At 66.5% G+C, this 16,567-nt stretch carries 10 protein-coding genes and 1 pseudogene; 5 read left to right on the top strand and 6 right to left on the bottom strand.

The window, feature by feature from the left end:
* Nucleotides 1–12: 12 nt before the first annotated feature.
* The gene (locus ACWPWO_RS18425) at nucleotides 13–2,445 is read left to right on the top strand and encodes a penicillin acylase family protein (RefSeq protein ID WP_454007837.1); all 2,433 of its coding nucleotides are present in this window, start codon (nucleotides 13–15) and stop codon (nucleotides 2,443–2,445) included.
* A 66-nt stretch (nucleotides 2,446–2,511) separates the two neighbouring features.
* On the top strand, nucleotides 2,512–2,913 hold the full coding sequence (locus ACWPWO_RS18430; RefSeq protein ID WP_454007838.1) for a hypothetical protein: 402 nt from the start codon (nucleotides 2,512–2,514) through the stop codon (nucleotides 2,911–2,913).
* A 7-nt stretch (nucleotides 2,914–2,920) separates the two neighbouring features.
* Here ACWPWO_RS18430 and ACWPWO_RS18435 read toward each other — a convergent pair whose 3' ends face one another.
* Both ACWPWO_RS18435 and ACWPWO_RS18440 read right to left on the bottom strand, forming a co-directional pair.
* Entirely contained in the window at nucleotides 2,921–4,003 is a 1,083-nt protein-coding gene (locus ACWPWO_RS18435) for a diguanylate cyclase (RefSeq protein WP_454007839.1), read from the bottom strand.
* A 149-nt stretch (nucleotides 4,004–4,152) separates the two neighbouring features.
* Nucleotides 4,153–5,061: a LysR family transcriptional regulator gene (locus tag ACWPWO_RS18440; RefSeq protein ID WP_454007840.1), complete on the bottom strand. Its 909-nt coding sequence runs from the start codon at nucleotides 5,059–5,061 to the stop codon at nucleotides 4,153–4,155.
* A gap of 108 nt (nucleotides 5,062–5,169) precedes the next feature.
* Here ACWPWO_RS18440 and ACWPWO_RS18445 point away from each other — a divergent pair, with 108 nt between their 5' ends.
* Together ACWPWO_RS18445 and ACWPWO_RS18450 are read left to right on the top strand one after the other, a co-directional pair.
* Complete coding sequence (locus tag ACWPWO_RS18445; RefSeq protein ID WP_454007841.1) at nucleotides 5,170–6,759, top strand: sulfatase family protein; 1,590 nt, start codon at nucleotides 5,170–5,172, stop codon at nucleotides 6,757–6,759.
* Nucleotides 6,760–6,803: 44 nt separating this feature from the next.
* Nucleotides 6,804–7,775 (top strand): Bug family tripartite tricarboxylate transporter substrate binding protein, encoded by a 972-nt coding sequence (locus ACWPWO_RS18450; protein ID WP_454007842.1) that lies wholly within the window; start codon nucleotides 6,804–6,806, stop codon nucleotides 7,773–7,775.
* A gap of 139 nt (nucleotides 7,776–7,914) precedes the next feature.
* Here the strand turns inward: ACWPWO_RS18450 and ACWPWO_RS18455 are convergent, their stop codons facing one another.
* The 3 genes from ACWPWO_RS18455 to ACWPWO_RS18465 form a co-directional block, all read right to left on the bottom strand.
* Nucleotides 7,915–8,889, bottom strand: a complete 975-nt coding sequence (locus tag ACWPWO_RS18455; protein ID WP_454007843.1) for a Bug family tripartite tricarboxylate transporter substrate binding protein — start codon at nucleotides 8,887–8,889, stop codon at nucleotides 7,915–7,917.
* 20 nt (nucleotides 8,890–8,909) lie between these two features.
* The gene (locus ACWPWO_RS18460) at nucleotides 8,910–9,803 is read right to left on the bottom strand and encodes an MBL fold metallo-hydrolase (RefSeq protein ID WP_454007844.1); all 894 of its coding nucleotides are present in this window, start codon (nucleotides 9,801–9,803) and stop codon (nucleotides 8,910–8,912) included.
* A 280-nt stretch (nucleotides 9,804–10,083) separates the two neighbouring features.
* Complete coding sequence (locus ACWPWO_RS18465) at nucleotides 10,084–10,854, bottom strand: GntR family transcriptional regulator (protein WP_454007845.1); 771 nt, start codon at nucleotides 10,852–10,854, stop codon at nucleotides 10,084–10,086.
* Between the two features lie 427 nt (nucleotides 10,855–11,281).
* Between ACWPWO_RS18465 and ACWPWO_RS18470 the strand changes: the two genes are divergently transcribed.
* Entirely contained in the window at nucleotides 11,282–14,878 is a 3,597-nt protein-coding gene (locus ACWPWO_RS18470; protein WP_454007846.1) for an AAA family ATPase, read from the top strand.
* A 53-nt stretch (nucleotides 14,879–14,931) separates the two neighbouring features.
* Here ACWPWO_RS18470 and ACWPWO_RS18475 read toward each other — a convergent pair.
* Nucleotides 14,932–16,535: pseudogene (locus tag ACWPWO_RS18475) on the bottom strand (phospholipase D family protein).
* Between the last annotated feature and the right edge of the window lie 32 nt (nucleotides 16,536–16,567).

The following is a 16,567-nucleotide window of genomic DNA, read 5'->3' on the forward strand; positions in this document are numbered from 1 at the left end:
GGAGACTGAGACATGGATTCCCCTCGCCGCTCCCCGCGCCGCCTGACTTTGAGCGTCCTGGGCGCCAGCCTGCTGCTGGCGGCCTGCGCCGCCACCCCGCCGGCCGAACGCAGCGTGACCATCAAGCGCGACAGTTTCGGCGTGCCCCACATCTATGCGCAGAACCCCTACGGGCTGTTCTACGGTTATGGCTACGCGGTGGCCACCGACAGGCTGTACCAGATGGAGATCGCCAAACGCTCCGGCTGGGGCACGGTGGCCGAAGTGCTGGGGCCGGATTACCTGGAACTGGACAAGGTCACCCACGGCAGCTTCGACCCCGAATCCATACGCCGCCAGCTCGCCGCCCTGCCGGCCGAGGACCGCGCCATCTTCGAAGGTTACGCCGCCGGCTTCACCCAGCGCGTGCGCGACGTGAAGGCGCAGGCCGCCACGCTGATGCCCAGGGAGTTCATCGCCAACGGTTTCGAGCCCTCGGGATGGCAGCCCGAGGACATAGCCATGGTCTGGGTGGGCCTGATACTGAACCGCTTCTTCGCCGGAACGGCGGAAATGGCCAATCTGAGCCTGCTGGAGACGCTGCGCGCGGCCGAAGGGCCGGTCCGCGGCGAACAGCTTTACCGGCAGCTGCGCTGGCTGAACGATCCGACCGCCCCGACCATCATCCCGCAGCATTCCGCAAGCAAGGCGCAGGCGCAAATGCCTGCCGCACTGCAGGCGCTCTCGCCCCAGGCCGCGCGCGACTATCTGCATCGCCAGTCCATCGCCCTGGGACCCGCCGTGGCCAACGGCACGCCCACCGCCAGCAACGCCTGGGTGCTGGGGCCGGCCAAGACCCTGCATGGCCACGCCGTGCTGTACAACGGCCCGCAGCAAGGCTGGTACACCCCCTCCATCACCTACAGCGTAGGCTTGCACGGCGCTGGCTACGACCTGACCGGCAGTACCGCCGTGGCCCTGCCCGCCATTCTCTTCGGCACCAACGGGCGCATCGCCTGGGGCTCCACCGTGGGCTCCCTGGACACCAACGACGTCTATCAGTTGCGCCTGAAGGATGGCGATCCCCACAGCTATTGGTATCGGGGCGCCTGGCGCCCCATGGAGCATAAGCAGGTGCGCATCAAGGTGCGCGGCCAGGACGACGTGCTGCTGGACGTGTACCGCTCGGTCCAGGGCTTCGTCAGCACCTGGGACGCCAGGAACAACACCGCCTACGCCAATCGCCGCAGTTGGGAAGGCCGCGAGATCGAGACTCTGCTGGGCTGGGCGCAGGCGGCCAAGGCGCGCAACTGGGACGAATTCATGGCCCAGGCCGCCCGCGTCAGCGCCTCCATCACCTGGTTCTATGCCGACACCGAGCGCAACATCGGCGCCGCCGCGCTGGGCCGGCTGCCGCAGCGCCCGGCAGGCCAGCCGGTGCAGTTCCCGGCCGTCGGCGACGGCAGCATGGAATGGCAGGGCTTCCTGCCCTTCGAGCACAACCCCAAGGTGCTGAATCCCGAACAAGGCTATGTGGCAAGCTGGAACAACAAGGCCTTTGCCGGCCTGCTGGCCGACAGCTCCAACTTTTCCTATGTGGATCGCGTGCAGGAGCTGCTGGCCCCGCTGCAGGCCAAGCAGCGTCTGAGCGACGAGGAAATCTGGGCGGTGGACCAGCTGGGCGCCCGCTCGGACTTGAACGCGCGCTACTTCGCGCCGCTGATCCAGCAGGCCGCCGACCTGCCGCGCGCCAGTGCCCTGGCGCGCGAAGCGGCCGCCCAGTTGCGCGGCTGGGACTACAAGCTGCACCTGGACGAGGACGGACGGCATTACCGTGGAAGCGCCCCGGCCGTCATGCAGGCCTGGATGAAAGCCGCCGTGCCGGTGTTCCTGAAGGGCCGGCTGCCTGAGAGCGTCTATGCGAGCTACGAGAAAGGCCTGTATCCGGGCGTGGACGATCCGCGCAGCGCCCAGCCCGCAGCCGCCGCCAAGCTGATCTGGAACGCCATCCAGGGACCGCGCTCGGGCGTGCCGCAGACCATCGACTTCCTGCAGGGTCGCCCCGCCCGGGAGTGGGTGCTGGATGCCCTGGAACAGGCGGCGCGCAGCCTGCAGGGGGAACAGGGAGCGCAGGCGGCCAAGTGGCGCGCGCCGGCCGTGCCCATGCTGTTCGCCGCCCGCAATGCCATCGGCGTGCCCTGGGGCGACCCGGCCCACCAGCGCCGCGTCTGGCCCTATCTGAACACCGGCAGCGAAAGCTTCCAGGTCGTGCTGGACCCGCAAGGCGTGCGCATGTGCTCGGTGGCCGCGCCCGGCCAGAGCGGCTTTGTGGACCCCCAGGGCAAGGCGGACCCGCACCACTCGGATCAGCTTGAATTGTTCAGCCGCTTCGGGTGCAAGCCCGACGCGGTCGGCGCGCAGGCGGTCGAAAAAGCCGCCGTGGACACCCTGACGCTGCGCTATTGAGTGACAAGCCAGGCAGTTTTAGATACAGTAATGATAATTATTATCATTACTGTATTGGGCTGCCCCATGTATATTGATCTGCAACGTTTCCCCCTGGTCGATCTTGTCTACGAACCCGGCGTGCCGCCCGACGCGGCCGCATTCCTGGCGCAATTCGAGCAGGCCCTGGACCAGGAACGTCCCTTCGTATTAATAAGCCCCGACGCCCCGGCGTTGTCCGCCGACCCCGACCAGGCTCTGCGCAAGCAGCTCGTGTTGTGGATCAAGCAGCACAAGGAGCGCCTGCAGGCGCTGGTGCGCGGACACATCATGATCGAAGCCGATCCGGACAAGCGCGCCGCCCTTGAAGCGATGGCGCCGCTGACGCAGAAGGTCTGGGGCTATCCCCTGCACGTGACCGACAGCGCCCGGTCCGCCGATACCCTGGCGTCCCGGTGGCTGCAGGCGGCGCCCGGCCAGACCGGTTAAGCGCCGCTCAATCTTCCGCCACCACCTGGTTGCGACCGCGCTGCTTGGCCAGGTACAGGCGTTCGTCCGCCATTTGCAGGACCGACTCGACTTCCCGGCCCGGAGGACAGACCGCCAGACCCATGCTGGCGGTGACGCGAAACGGCTTGCGATCGTGGTTGTACAGGACCTGCCCCTGCACCTCGCGCAGCAATTGCCGGGCCACCTCCAGCGCCTGCTCGTCCGTACGGCCGGCCAGGATCAGCGTGAACTCCTCGCCGCCGTAGCGGGCGGCCAGGTCCTGCGGGCCCAGGTGGGTCTTGAGCAGGGCGGCGGTGCGCATCAGCACATCGTCGCCCACGGAATGGCCGTGGGTGTCGTTGATCTGCTTGAAGTGATCCAGGTCCACCATCAGCACGTGCAGATTGTCGGCATCGGCGCGCTGCTTGAGCTGCTGGTTCAGCGCGCCCCGGTTCAGCAGGCCCGTCAGTGCGTCGTGGGTGGCCTGCCGGTACAGCCGCAGCAGCAGGCCCAGGTGAAAGTAATTGGCGGTCAGGGCCACCACCAGCAAGGCGGCCAGCAGCCAGAGGTCCTGCAAGCCCTGCGCCGTCATCCAGGTGCCCGAACGCACGGACGCCAGCACCTGCAGGCCGAGCAGCGCGCTGCCCACCAGCGCGGACTCCAGCAAGGTGAAGGGAAAGATGCTGAGCGTGGCCACCAGCAGGAAGGGAATGAACCCGTAGCCCAGCACCACGTAGCGTCCGGCGCTGGCCGAGGTCAGCAGCATGTAGGCGTAGAAAGAGGCCGGCAGGATGAACACCAGGCCGCTGAGCACATAAATGAGGCGGATGCGCTGGTGCCCCCGCAGGGCCAGCCACACGCAGGCGGCCAGACCTGCAAAGCTCAAGATCCGGGCAGTCAGGAAATGGGCGGGCCAACTGGGGAGCACCAGCCAGTCCATGATGGTCCAGAGCGGGGTGAGCACGGCAAAGATCAGTCCCACCAGCATGACCCGGGTGCGCAGGTACTCCATGCGGGCGTGGATGAAATCACGGGAATGGTATTTTCCGCTCAGCGTATCGCGTACGGAGCTGATGCTTATCGCTTGCAAATTCTTCCAACCTGACAGGAATGTTCCCATACAAATAATCCGCCCAGACGAAACAAAATAACACGCCAGCCATACCTGGTTACAAAAGCATATGCGCAGTATTTGAGATCGCGCAAGGGAACAACATTCCAAGCCGCGAAACTTGATGCTTAAGCGTGACGGTCCCGCATCCAGCCTATGAATTCCTCCAGCAAGGGCTGGCCGGTGTCCTCCGGACGCCATAACAGACCCAGTTGGCCGTGCAGGCTGGCGTCGCTCCAGTTCAGCGCCAGCACGCGCAAGTCAGGATAGACCTGGGCTATGCTGCGCGCCATGGGCACCAGAAAGGGGCTGTCCACCGCCAGCCGCGCGCTGGTATGGGCATAGGACGATTCGATGGCGCAGTGCGGGTGCTGCAGGCCCTGTGCATCGAGCGCCAGCTCGAAGCGCCGGCGCATCGGACTGTTCTTGGGCGGCAGTACCCAGGGGTAGTCCAGGAGCTCCTCCCAGTCCAGTCCCGCGCGCCCGGCCAGCGGATGGCTCTGGCCCACCGCCACGCACAGCGGCACCATGCCCAGGGACATGAAGGCCATGTCCGGATTGCGGCCGGTCTCGTCGATGCGGCCGATGACCAGGTCCAGTTCGCCCTGCTCCAGGTTCTTGCCCAATATGTCCAGCGTGCCCTCCTGGATGCGGACGTGGCAGTGCGGATGGCGCTGGTAGACGTCGCGCAGCAGGTCGGGCAGATAGACCACCGCCACCATGGGCGAGACCCCCAGCGCGAACTGCTGCCGGAAGCCTTGCCGGTACTGATCCAGCGACTCGCCCATGCGATCCAGGCGGCTGAGCACGCCCTGCGCCTGGCGCGCCAGCTCCAGCGCCGGCGGCAAGGGCTCGATGCCGCGCGCATGGCGCTCGAACAGCGGCATGCCCACGTTGTCCTCCAGCTCCTTGAGCCACTTGGACAGGGCCGGCTGCGTCATGTTGGACTGCCGGGCCACGTCGCTCATGCTTTTCAGCTCGCACAAGCGGATCAGGACCTGCAGGTGCTTCAGTCGTATGCGATCGCTCCAGCCCATGTCTCACCCATGAATTATTTGTATATATAGCTGTCAATTATTCAATTTAACATTATGACCCTGGCTTCCATAATGGACAAAAACCCTGTCATGCAAAAAAGGAAGGCCATGTCCACCGCTGCACCCAATTTCCTCCTGTTCATCACCGACCAGCACCGCGCCGACCACCTGGGCTGCTACGGCAACCCCGAAGTGCGCACGCCCAGCCTGGATGCCCTGGCCAGCCGCGGCTGGCGCGCCGAGCGCTTCTACGTCGCCACGCCCATCTGCATGCCCAACCGCGCCTCGCTGATGACCGGCCGCATGCCCTCCGTGCACGGCGCGCGTCACAACGGCGTGCCCCTGCCGCTGGAGTCGACCACCTTCGTGGACGTGCTGCACCAGGCCGGCTGGCGCACCGCGCTGGTGGGCAAGGCGCACCTGCAGAACATCACGGACGATCCTGCGCTGTACCCGAGGCCCGATGCGCCTCCCACGCGCGGCGAGGCCCGTCGCCAGACGGCCACCAATGATTACGATCAGGAATGCGGCGCGCTCTGGCGCGACCGGCCCGACCACGCCATGACACTGCCCTTCTATGGCTTCGAGCATGTGGACCTGGCCGTGGACCACGGCGACCAGGTCTGGGGCGACTACGGCCGCTGGCTCCAGAACGAACATCCCGAGATCGCGGCCCTGTCCGGCCCCGAGCAGGCCCTGCCCAGCCCTGACTTCGAATTGAGCCGCTGCGGCCAGGCCTGGCGCACGCGCGTGCCCGAAGAATACAGCACCACGGCCTGGATCGGCGCGCGTACCCGCGCCTTGCTGGACAATTATGCGCAGGCGCAGCAACCCTTCTTCATCCAGTGCTCTTTCCCCGATCCGCATCATCCCTTCACGCCGCACGGCCGCTACTGGGATATGTACGACCCTGAACAAGTGACGCTGCCGGCCTCATTCCAGCCCGGCCCGCACACTCCGCCCCCGCACATCCAGTGGCTGCACCAGCAGCGCGACCAGGGCAAGGCCGTCAAGCATACGCCCGCCCTGTTCGCCTGCAGCGAACGCGAGGCGCGCGAGGCCATCGCCCTGAACTACGGCTCCATCACGCACATCGATGCGGAGATCGGCCGCGTGCTGGACCATCTGCAGCAGTCAGGACTGGCCGAAAATACCATCGTCATGTTCATGAGCGACCATGGCGATTTCATGGGCGACCACCAGCTGCTGCTCAAAGGCCCGGTGCACTACCAAAGCATCATCCGCACCCCGTTCATCTGGTTCGACCCCGCCGCCCCGGCCGCCTGCGGGAGCAGCGGCGCCCTGTGCTCGACCATCGACATCGCGCCCACCGTGCTGGAGCGCGCCGGCCTGCTGCCCTACAACGGCATCCAGGGCCGTTCGCTGCTGCCGCTGATGGGGCGCGAGCCAGCCCAATGGCGCCAGGCCTTGCTGGTGGAAGAAGAAAACCAGCGCCAGCTCTTCAACATGCCCCAGCGCTGCAAGCTGCGCTCGCTGCTGACCGGGTCGCACCGGATCAGCGTCTATCAGGGGACGGAATGGGGGGAGCTGTACGACTTGCAGGCCGACCCCCTGGAACAGAACAACCTGTGGGATGATCCCTCGTCCCGCGACTTGAAGACCCGCCTGCTGTGCCAACTGGTGGACACACTGATGGCCCACAGCGAATCCAGTCCTCTGCCCCTGGCACTGGCCTGAGTCCTTGCAGCACCCATAAAAACCACATCCATCTGGAGACAAACATGACATTCGCCCCCCTCTTTCGCAGCCTGGCCGCCTGTGCCTTGCTGCTGCCTCTGGCCGCACCGGCCCAGCAATCGGATACCGTCACCCTGGTCGTCAGTTCCGCGGCCGGCGGGCCGCTGGACTTGCTGGGCCGCATGCTGGCGCGCGAGGCCTCGGCCAACACGGGCCGCACCATCGTGGTGGAGAACCGCGCCGGCGCCTCGGGCACCATCGCGGCCGAGACCGTGGGCCGCAGCAAGCCGGACGGCAACACCCTGCTGCTGACCCTGGACACCGTGGCCACGGCCAACCCGCACGTCTACGTGAACAATCGTTTCCGGCTGAAGGATTCGCTGGAGCTGGTGTCCCTGCTGGGCACCTTCGACCAGGTGCTGGTCGTGCCGTCCGGCCCGGGCATCAAGACCACGGCGCAGTTCCTGGACAAGGCGCGCACGGGACAGATGAACTACGGCTCGGCCGGCATAGGCTCGCCCGGCCACCTGATGATGTCCGCCCTGACCCAGGACAGCGGCGTCAAGCTCGACCACATCCCCTACAAGAGCAATCCGGCCGTGGTCAACGATATGTACGGCGGCCGCATCGACAGCGGATTCCTGGTGATCGCGGGGGTGCTGGGCGCCGTGCAGGAAGGCAAGCTCACGCCGCTGGCGGTCTCGGGCGACACGCGCAATCCCCTGATGCCCGATGTGCCCACCGTGGCCGAGGCCAAGCTGCCCGGCCTGGAGAACTTCGACGAGCGCTTCGCCTATCTGGTCTTCACCCCTAAAGGCACGCCTCCCGACCAGGTGCAGGCCTGGAACACGCTGCTGGCCGACATCATGAAACGCCCTTCCACGGCGCAGATGCTGCGCACCCTGGACATCCGGCCCTATGAATCATCCAAGGCCGACGCCGTGCAATGGATAGACCAGCGCAGCCGGCGCTGGGAGAAGGTCGTGCGCGAAGCCGGAATCCGGTCGGACGGTTGAGAACGAACGCCATGCGGCCCTTGCAAGAGGGCCGTTTCCATGGGCGTCAAAAAAACAGCGCCACCGGTAGGAGGCGCTGCAAAAAGGACCAGATCGTCCCAGCTATGAAGCCGACCCGGCCCCGAGGATGGTTCACCCCTTATTCGATGCTGATGCCCGACTTGCGCACCACGTCCTGCCAATAACGGGCCTGGGCGGGCAGGTCGGCGCGGAACCGGGCGGCCGGGGCGGAAGACGCCACATAGCCCTGGGCCATCAGCTTGTCGCGGATGGCAGGGTCGGCCAGCACCTTGTCCAGCGCCTTCTCCACCTGGTCCAGGATCCGGGCGTCCGTGCCGGCCGGCGCGGCCAGGGCCCACCAGTTGCTCACCACCACGTCCTTGTAGCCCAGCTCGTCTATGGTGGGCACGTCCGGCAGGGCCGGGAAGCGCTCGGGCAGCGCCACGGCCAGGGCGCGGATCTTGCCTTCGGGCAGAAAGGCCGCACCCAGTCCGTAGCCGCCGATGAACATCTGCACTTCATTGGCGATCAGCGCCTGCACGCCCGGCGCCGAGCCGCGATACTGGATGCCCAGCATGTCGCCGTCCAGGGCTTCGGACAGCATCCAGCCCGACAGGTCGGGCGTGGTGCCCGCGCCCGGCGTGCCGTAGTTCACCTGCCCGCGATGCTGCTGCACGTAATCGCGGAACTGCGCCATGGTCTTGACCGGCACCTGCGCGTTCACATAGACGAACGCCGCCGCATCGGCCACCTTGTTGATCACGTGCAGGTCCTTGAGCGGGTCGTAGCCCATCTTCTTGTACAGGAACTGATTGATCACGAAGTTGTTCGTGGCCGAGAACAGCAGCGTGTAGCCATCCGGCTTGGCGCGCGCCACCATCTGCGCGCCGATATTGCCGCCCGCGCCGGTCTTGTAATCGATGACGACCGTCTGGCCCAGCTCGCGCGACAGCTCGGGCTGAATCATGCGAAAGATGATATCGCCGGCCGCACCGGGCGCGTAGGGCAGGATCACCCGCAGCGGCTGCTCCGGATAGGCCGCCGGGGCCGCCCCCGCGGCGCCCAGCAGAAGGGCCGCCAGCAGGGCCGCCCCGCTTTTCTTGAATAATCGCATCTTGTCTCCCCCGCGCCTGTCTACAGGTCTATGCGCATCAGGTCGGTGGCCAGGCGCAGCTCGCCCTTGTAGCTCTTGCGGATGTCGCGCGCGACCTCGTCCAGGCGCTCGGGCCCCATCAGATCCACCGGCAGGTGGTTGCGGGCGGCGCGCTTGATGACGGGGCTGGTCGAGTCGTAATGGCCGAAATGGGTGGCCACCAGGCTCTTGACGTTGGCGCGGCGGGCGATCTCGCCCAGTTGCAGCGGGCTGGTGTGTGCGAAGGTGCCTACGCCGGACTTGGCGCGGTGCTCCAGGAAGGATTCGGGAAAGGTGCATTCGTGGATCAGCAGGTCGGCGTCCTGGGCCAGGCGGATCATGGATTCACATGGCGCGGTGTCGCCGCTGAAGGCCACGACCTTGCCCTCGGCTTCCATGCGGATGCCGAAACAGTCGGTGATCTCGGTGGGGATGTGATCGACCAGATCGATATGGATCTTCACGTCCTCGTCCTCGTACATCAGCCCGGGTTCGACTTCGAACACTTCAGGGCGCACGGCCTCGATGTTCTTCTGGCGGGCCGGATAGGCGGCGCGCGCCTGGATGTCCACGCGAAAGGCGCCGTTCTCGAAGGAGTGATCCACGAAGTCCTGCGTGCCTTTGGGACCGAAGACCTTGAGCCGGCCCTCGCGGTTGAACACCCAGCTGGACAGCACGAAGAAAGGCAGGCCGCAGACATGATCGTAGTGCAGGTGGCTCAGGAACACCCAGGGCACATCGGCCGGGTTGATGTTGGCCTTGACCATCTGGCGGGTGGAGCCTTCGCCGCAATCGAACAGGTAGTTCTTGCCGTTGTCCAGCGTCACCAGAATGGACGATTGCGCGCGGTCCGGGTCAGGCAAGGCAGCGCCGCTGCCAAGCATGGTTAACTTCACGTGGTACTCCTCAAAGCAGATGAAAAACGGTCGCTCGCCGCAAGGGCGGGCTGAACCCTTATAAGTCTTAAAGTACTATTTTTAGAACTTTATGAAAACAGACTGTACACCAAGCCGCGGCAGGCGTTAACACCGTGTTTCTACCTAGAAAGGGAAATGAAGGACTCCAGTCTTGCGGCGAGGGTTTCTTCGTCGCCATGCGCAGACGTCTTGCGCGCCGCCTCCATCCGGCCGCGCCTGACCTCGCCGTGCACGACGGATCTGGCGCAAAGGCGCGCGCTCAGGCGGAGCGTCGCGCGGCCGGCACGGGCGCCGGCGTCAGCTCGTTCTCGATGCTCAGGTACTTGGCCGGATAGAACACATGCGCGGCATACACCACCTGGTCCTGCTGGTTGCGAATGATGCGGACCACCCGCACCACCGGCATGCCGATGTCCATGTTCAGATGCCGCGCCAGGTCCGCGTCCGCCACCCGCACGGTCAGCGTCTGGCGGATGGAATGGATCTGGTCGCGCCCCAGCCGGTTGAGCACCAGGAGCACGGGTTCGCGGCTCAGGTGGGGCTGCAGCTTCTGGGCCAGCTCATCCAGCACGTAGACCGTATTCAGGCTGTAGGCCAGGCCGTCCGTGTGATTGACGCGCGTGGTCCACCAGTACGAGCCCGGCAGGGATTCGCCGGTGATCTCCACCGGCAGCGCGCCCTTGCCGCTGCCCAGCTCCACCATCACGGTGTGCAGGCGGTTCAGGTGCTCGATCAGGGAGTCCCAGTCGGTGGGCAGCATCAGCCAGTGATCCTGGGCCACGTCGCCGATGACGAAAGTGCCCTTGCCGCGCGTGCGCTCGATCAGCCCCTCGCCCTCCAGCTCGTCCAGGGCGGCGCGCACCGTGGCGCGCGACACCCCGTACTCCTGCATCAGCTCCTCCAGCGTGGGGATGCGCGTGCCCACGGGCCATTCTCCCCGTTCCAGGCGCGCCCGCAAGGTGTACTTGACCTTGAGCGACAGGGGCAATCGGGACTGCTTGCGCAGCGTGGAACGAGCTGGGTCGCCCATGACTATGTAGCAGCTGGTAATTTTTATTCAGAATGCCACATCATAGCCTGACGCATTGTCCGCCGGTCATACCGTTCCAGCCTTGATTCAGCCGCCGGATCACATGAGCGGCCGCCGCCGGGCATGTCGGCTGCCACGCCGACGTGCCTCAGCCTTTCAAGGCCGCGCTCCGGGCGGGCGCAAGCGCCTGCCGTCTCCGTTTAATCATTTCAGGAACCACTTTTTTCAAAGCTTTAGGCCAGGCCGGCCCGACTGCCGGCCAGAACGGTGGAAGAGGGGAAAACCCTGAAAGCCGAGCGAAAGTTTCGTGATGTCGGAGGCCCCGAACGAAAAAACGCTTATCCTCGGAGAAATACTTGAAGCACAATTAAACGCATCGGATACATTCTAGACGTCATTGCTTAACTCTTGATACATGAACAAGCCCATGGCTGCCTTGTCTTCGCCCGCTCCGCCCGACGCCCAGCTCCATCTGCTGGGGCCGTACCGACTGCTTGTCGGCGGCCAGCCGCGCACCCAGATCATCAATTACGACAAGGCCCGCATCCTGCTTTCCTTGCTGGCGCTGGCCCACGGCAAGCCGCTGGGCCGCAGCCACCTGGCGGAGATCATCTGGCACGAGGATCCGGTCAGCATAGGCCGCGCACGCCTGCGCCACGCCCTGCACGCCCTGCGCCGCGCCTTCGACGGCTGCGGCGAGGTCCTGCGCATCAGCAATGAAACCCTGGCCCTGGATCCCGCCCGGATCCGCATCGACGTGCTGGCCCTGCTCCAGCACCCCAGCCAGCCGGAGCTGAGCGACCTGGAACGCCTGGAGCTGTACCAGGGGCCCTTGCTTGAGCAGGTCAAGCTGCACCACGGCGAACAGCTCCAGGACTGGCTGCAGGACGCCCATGCGCAGATTCGCCGGGCCCTGGCGCAGTGCCGCGACCGCTACATGGAGTCGGGCCTGGAAGCCGTGCCGCCCGCGCAGGCCATCGCCCACCTCAAGCGCTGGCTGCTCATCTGGCCCGAGGAAGAACTGCTGCATCAACGCCTGATCCGCCTGCTCAAGCAGGAAGGCCAGCACGACGCCGCCATGCAGGCCTTCGAGCAGTGCTCCGTGCTGCTGGCCGACCGGCTGGGCTGCGAACCCAGCGCCCAGACCCGCGACCTGATCGACGCGTCCGAACGGCAGGCTGATCCCGTCCAGGCTTCGCAAAGCAGCCTGCGCCTGCGCCCGCTGGCCGTGGTCGGCTTCTGCCTGCGCTTCCAGCCGGACAAGCGCCACGACCGCGAACACAGCGGGGCCGTCCTGGACCAGAGCCGTCAATTGCTGGCTTCCTTGATCCAGCAGCACGGGGGCTGGTTCTGTTCCGCCGGCCCCAATCAGGTGCTGGCGTATTTCGGCTATCCCGAACTGCTGGAGGCGCCGGTGGCGCTGGCCGCCGGACTGGCCCGCGCCGCGGCCGCCCGGCGGCTGGACGAACGCGTCCAGATGAGCATCGCCGTGCATGCGGACCTGGCCATGGACGACCTGTCCGGCCGGCCCGATCCCTGGGGGCAACTGGCGCAGGTCGTCCTGCCGCTGAGCTGGCAGGCACCGCCCGGCTCGCCCGGAGTCACGCTGCAGGCTGCGCTGCGTCTGACGCCCGAAGACGCGCTGGCGCCCCACCCGGGCCAGGACGAGGCGCTGGCGCTCAATCTGCGCGCAGCGGGCGCGGACGCGGGGCGTCTCGCCAGCCGCGTCTACGGTCGATCCCAGGAGTTCGACCAACTGGTGCAGGCCTGGTCCCTGGTAGGTCCGGCCCGTCCGCTGCAACACCTTGCGATCCACGGTCGCGCGCACATCGGCAAGAGCCTGCTGGTCCAGTCCCTGGCCGACTACGTGCAAAAGACCGATCACGCCTGCATCGCGCTGCAGTGCCGCGAAGACATGCGCCGCCTGGCCTGGCACCCGGTGCGCCTGTGGCTGTACGAGCGGCTGGCCGGCCAGATGGCGCAGCAGCCGGCCGGCCAGCAGGACCCGTTTTCTCCGCAGGCCGTGCAAGCCGCCCTGGAAATCACGCCGCAGCAAGCCCGTGCGCTGAGCTCATGGCTGCAGTCGCCGCCCGATGAGCTGGAACTGAACGAGCCCTGCACCGCACACATGGACATGCTCTTCAACCTGCTCAGCGGCCCGCGGGGCTCGACCCGCCGTCGCCTGCTGATCATCGAGAACATGCAATGGGCCGATCCGCCCACGCACAAGCTGATCCGGCTGCTGGCGCACTGCGCGCCGCGGCACCCCACGCTGCTGCTGACCACCAGCCGCAATCCCAGCCATGGGCTGGAACGCGCCGAGCGCCTGGCGCTGCGCCCCCTGGACCGCTCCAGCATCAACAGTCTTCTGAGCCGAGGGCAGCGGCTCTCCAGGGACCACCGTGCGCGCCTGGCTCGGCTGAGCGGCGGCAACCCGGGGCATGCCCACGATCTGCTGCGCCAGATCGAACTGGGCGGCGCACCCGACTGCGCGCCCCGCCTGAACGACCTGGTCTGCACCCAGTACCACAGCCTGCTGCCGGCCACGCGCTGCATCCTGACCGCCGTCGCGCTCAACGACCATGCCATCGCAACGAACGAACTGGCCCTGATGCTGAACATGGACGTCGATACGCTGGACAGCGGACTGGACACGCTGGTCACGCTGGACCTGATCGAGCGCCATGGCCGCGAGATAAGTTGCCAGCCGCTGGTCGCCCAGGCCGTGGGCCGGATCGCCCTGCGCCGCGAACAGCAGGACGCGCACCGGGCCATCGCCCGCCATGGCATACGCCGTCGCCATGCGCCCGAACTGATCGCCCGGCACCTGTGCGAGGCCGACAGCGCCGAGGCCGCATTCTGGTGGCAGCGCGCCGCGCGCGAAGCGCTGGCGCAGACTCAGTTGCGCCAGGCCAGCCAACTGTTGCAGCGCTCCCTGAACCGCAGCGAGCTCATCAGCGATCTGCAGGTGCGCCAGACGCTGCAGTTCGAATGCCGCATGCTGCAGGGGGCCATCGAAGCCGCGCTCTACGGCCCGGCCGCCGCCTCGACGGCCATGGCCTATGAGCTGGCCCGCCACGTCCAGGACCATCACGACAGCGACCAGGTGATGGTGTCGCTGTGGACCACCTGGTCGGCCCTGCAGGCCCAGGGCAACTTCGAGCAGGCCCTGCAGGTGGCCCGCCAGCTTCTGGCCCTGGCCAGCGAGACCGGCCATGATCAGAACCGTAGCTGGGCGCTGTACGCCATCGGCCAGCACGAATTATGGAAAGGCGACGTGCGCGCCGCCGAGCAGACCCTGAACCTCAGCCTGGCCGTGCTGGAAGACCTGCCCGCCACGAAGAGCCGGCTGGCGATCGCCGATCAGTTTCCGCAAAACCTGACGCTGGGCACCCTGGCCGTGACGCTGGCGCTCAAGGGCGACCCGGCCGCCGCACGGCAGCATGCCCAGCAGGCGCTGCAGAGCCTGCGCCCCGAGACGCCCTTCACCATGCGCGCCATCACCCGGCTGTTCGCGCTGCAGACCCTGTACCTGAGCGATCAGCTGGAACAATGCCGCCATCTGGCCGATCAGTCCCTGAAGGAACTCAAGGAGCTGAGCAGCCCGGAACCCTGGTCGGCCCTGGCACGCTCTTTTCTTCATTACTGCCAGATCATGCTGCATGGCCGCCAATCCAGCCTGCAACCCATGCTGGACTGCGTGCCGACCGTGCTGCACGGCCTGCCCATCTGCGCCGACGGGCTCATGGCGCGAATCGCGCGCGCACTGATACGCCTGGGACGCAGCAACGAGGCCATGCCCTGGCTGGACAAGGCAGCGGCGCAAGGCTTGCGCTACGCCTCGAACAGCCTGTCCGCCGAGCTGCACTGCGTCCGGGGCGATGCATGGCTTGCGCTCGGCGAGCCGGGACGCGCCCTGCACGAATGGAATCTGGCCGAGCAGGACATGGAAAAATACGGGCTGTACCTGTATGCAGGCTGGATCAGCGCCCGGCGCGCCGCCCTGGAGCGCCTGAAGGTGTAAAGGCCGCCGGCGCGGCGCCCGAAGTTCGCCTCCGCTGATCCCAAGCCGGGCCGCTACAGCAGCCACTCGATGGGCAGCACCGACAGCACGCCCACGTTCAGGCGCCGCCACAGGCCGGCCTCGGGCTCCGTATGGAAGACGCGACGGCTGCCGTCTTCGTTCAACTGCACCCATATGAGTTCGCCCTTGTCGTCCAGTTCGACGCGATAGCTGCGATAGGGGATGGTCTGGTCGAAGGCCCTGGACAGCGCCTGGGCCATGACGGGGCTTTCGATGATGAAGCCCAGCTCCGTGTTCAGATTGACCGAGCGCGGATCGAAGTTGAACGAGCCCACGAACAGCCGCTGCTCGTCGATGGCGAAGGTCTTGGCGTGCAGCGCCGAACCCGAACTGCCGAACGGCGCCGAGCCATGCCGTGTGGGCCTGTCCCCGGTCGGACGCAGCTCCCACAACTCCACTCCGGCCTGCAGCAGCGCGCGGCGCCGCTTGGCATAGCCGGCATGCACGGCGGCCACGTCCGTGGCGGCCAGCGAATTGGTCAGCACCCTCACCCGCATGCCCGGCCGGTCCATCAGGGACTGGAAGGAACGCACGCCGGTGCGCGTGGGCACGAAATAGGACGAGACCAGGTCCACCTTGCGCCTGGGTTCGCCCAGCAGCCTGTCCATCTGCCAGACCAACAGTTGTTCCGGGTTGACCTCGCCCAGCGCCTTGGCCGGATCGTCGCTGATCATCGTGGTGCGCGCCCATTGGAATTCTATTTCGCCGCGCATCAGGCTGCCCACCAGCTTGGAGCCCGTCAGCACGGCGCGGTAGCCCTGGGCGCGGGGCTGGCGCTCGGCTTCGGCCAGTTCTTCCCGGAAGGACTCCAGCGCCTGCGGCCCGTCCGCCGACACCAGCCGGTCCACGGGATAGGAGGACTGGCTGGCCCAATAGCGATCGAAATCGTCGGAGACGTCCTGGACGACGGCTCCGACGGCCAGCACGTCCAGATCGGCGAACAGCACGTCCTGGGTGGCGCCGAAATATTCGTCGCCCACATTGCGCCCGCCTATGATGGTGGCCTGGTTGTCCACCGTGAAGGACTTGTTGTGCATGCGCCGGTTCAGGCGCGAGAAATCGGTCAGGTAGCCCAGCGACTTGGGCCAGCGCAGCACGAAGGGATTGAACAGCCGCACCTCGATGTTGGGGTGGGCGTTGAGCGCCGCCAGCGTGCCGTCCAGGCCCGCAAACCGTTGTCGTCGATCAGCAGGCGCACCCGCACGCCGCGCTCGGCCGCGGACAGCAGCGCCCCCAGCAGCAGCATGCCGGTGGTGTCCCCGCGCCAGATGTAATACTGGACGTCCAGCGTCTTCTGGGCGGCGTGCGCCAGCAGGGCCCGCGCCGCATAGGCATTGTAGGGATCGTACAGAGGATAGATGCCCGACAGGCCCGGATGGGCCTGCGCCAGGGGAACGATGGCCCGGCCCAGGGCCGTCTGCTCGGCCTGCTCCCTGTACAGGGAGACGGACTGGGTGCGTCCCTCCAGTGAAGGCAGCGCGCAGCCGGCCAGAACGGCCAGCAGCAGGCCGCCGGCCAACATGGCGCGCCAGCGCCGGAACAAGGACTGCGCCCGCTTGTTGTCTGCAATCGGCGCCTGGGCGGAATCGGAATTCATGGTGGAATCTCTGTCAGCGGGGACGTCGGCCA

The organism is Alcaligenes sp. Marseille-Q7550 (assembly GCF_965112015.1).

Bases quoted from the DNA above. Each gene is read 5' to 3' on its own strand.
- ACWPWO_RS18425 (WP_454007837.1), top strand. From the start codon at position 13: ATGGATTCCCCTCGCCGCTCCCCGCGCCGCCTGACTTTGAGCGTCCTG.
- ACWPWO_RS18430 (WP_454007838.1), top strand. From the start codon at position 2,512: ATGTATATTGATCTGCAACGTTTCCCCCTGGTCGATCTTGTCTACGAA.
- ACWPWO_RS18440 (WP_454007840.1), bottom strand. From the start codon at position 5,061: ATGGGCTGGAGCGATCGCATACGACTGAAGCACCTGCAGGTCCTGATC.
- ACWPWO_RS18445 (WP_454007841.1), top strand. From the start codon at position 5,170: ATGTCCACCGCTGCACCCAATTTCCTCCTGTTCATCACCGACCAGCAC.
- ACWPWO_RS18450 (WP_454007842.1), top strand. From the start codon at position 6,804: ATGACATTCGCCCCCCTCTTTCGCAGCCTGGCCGCCTGTGCCTTGCTG.
- ACWPWO_RS18455 (WP_454007843.1), bottom strand. From the start codon at position 8,889: ATGCGATTATTCAAGAAAAGCGGGGCGGCCCTGCTGGCGGCCCTTCTG.
- ACWPWO_RS18465 (WP_454007845.1), bottom strand. From the start codon at position 10,854: ATGGGCGACCCAGCTCGTTCCACGCTGCGCAAGCAGTCCCGATTGCCC.
- ACWPWO_RS18470 (WP_454007846.1), top strand. From the start codon at position 11,282: ATGGCTGCCTTGTCTTCGCCCGCTCCGCCCGACGCCCAGCTCCATCTG.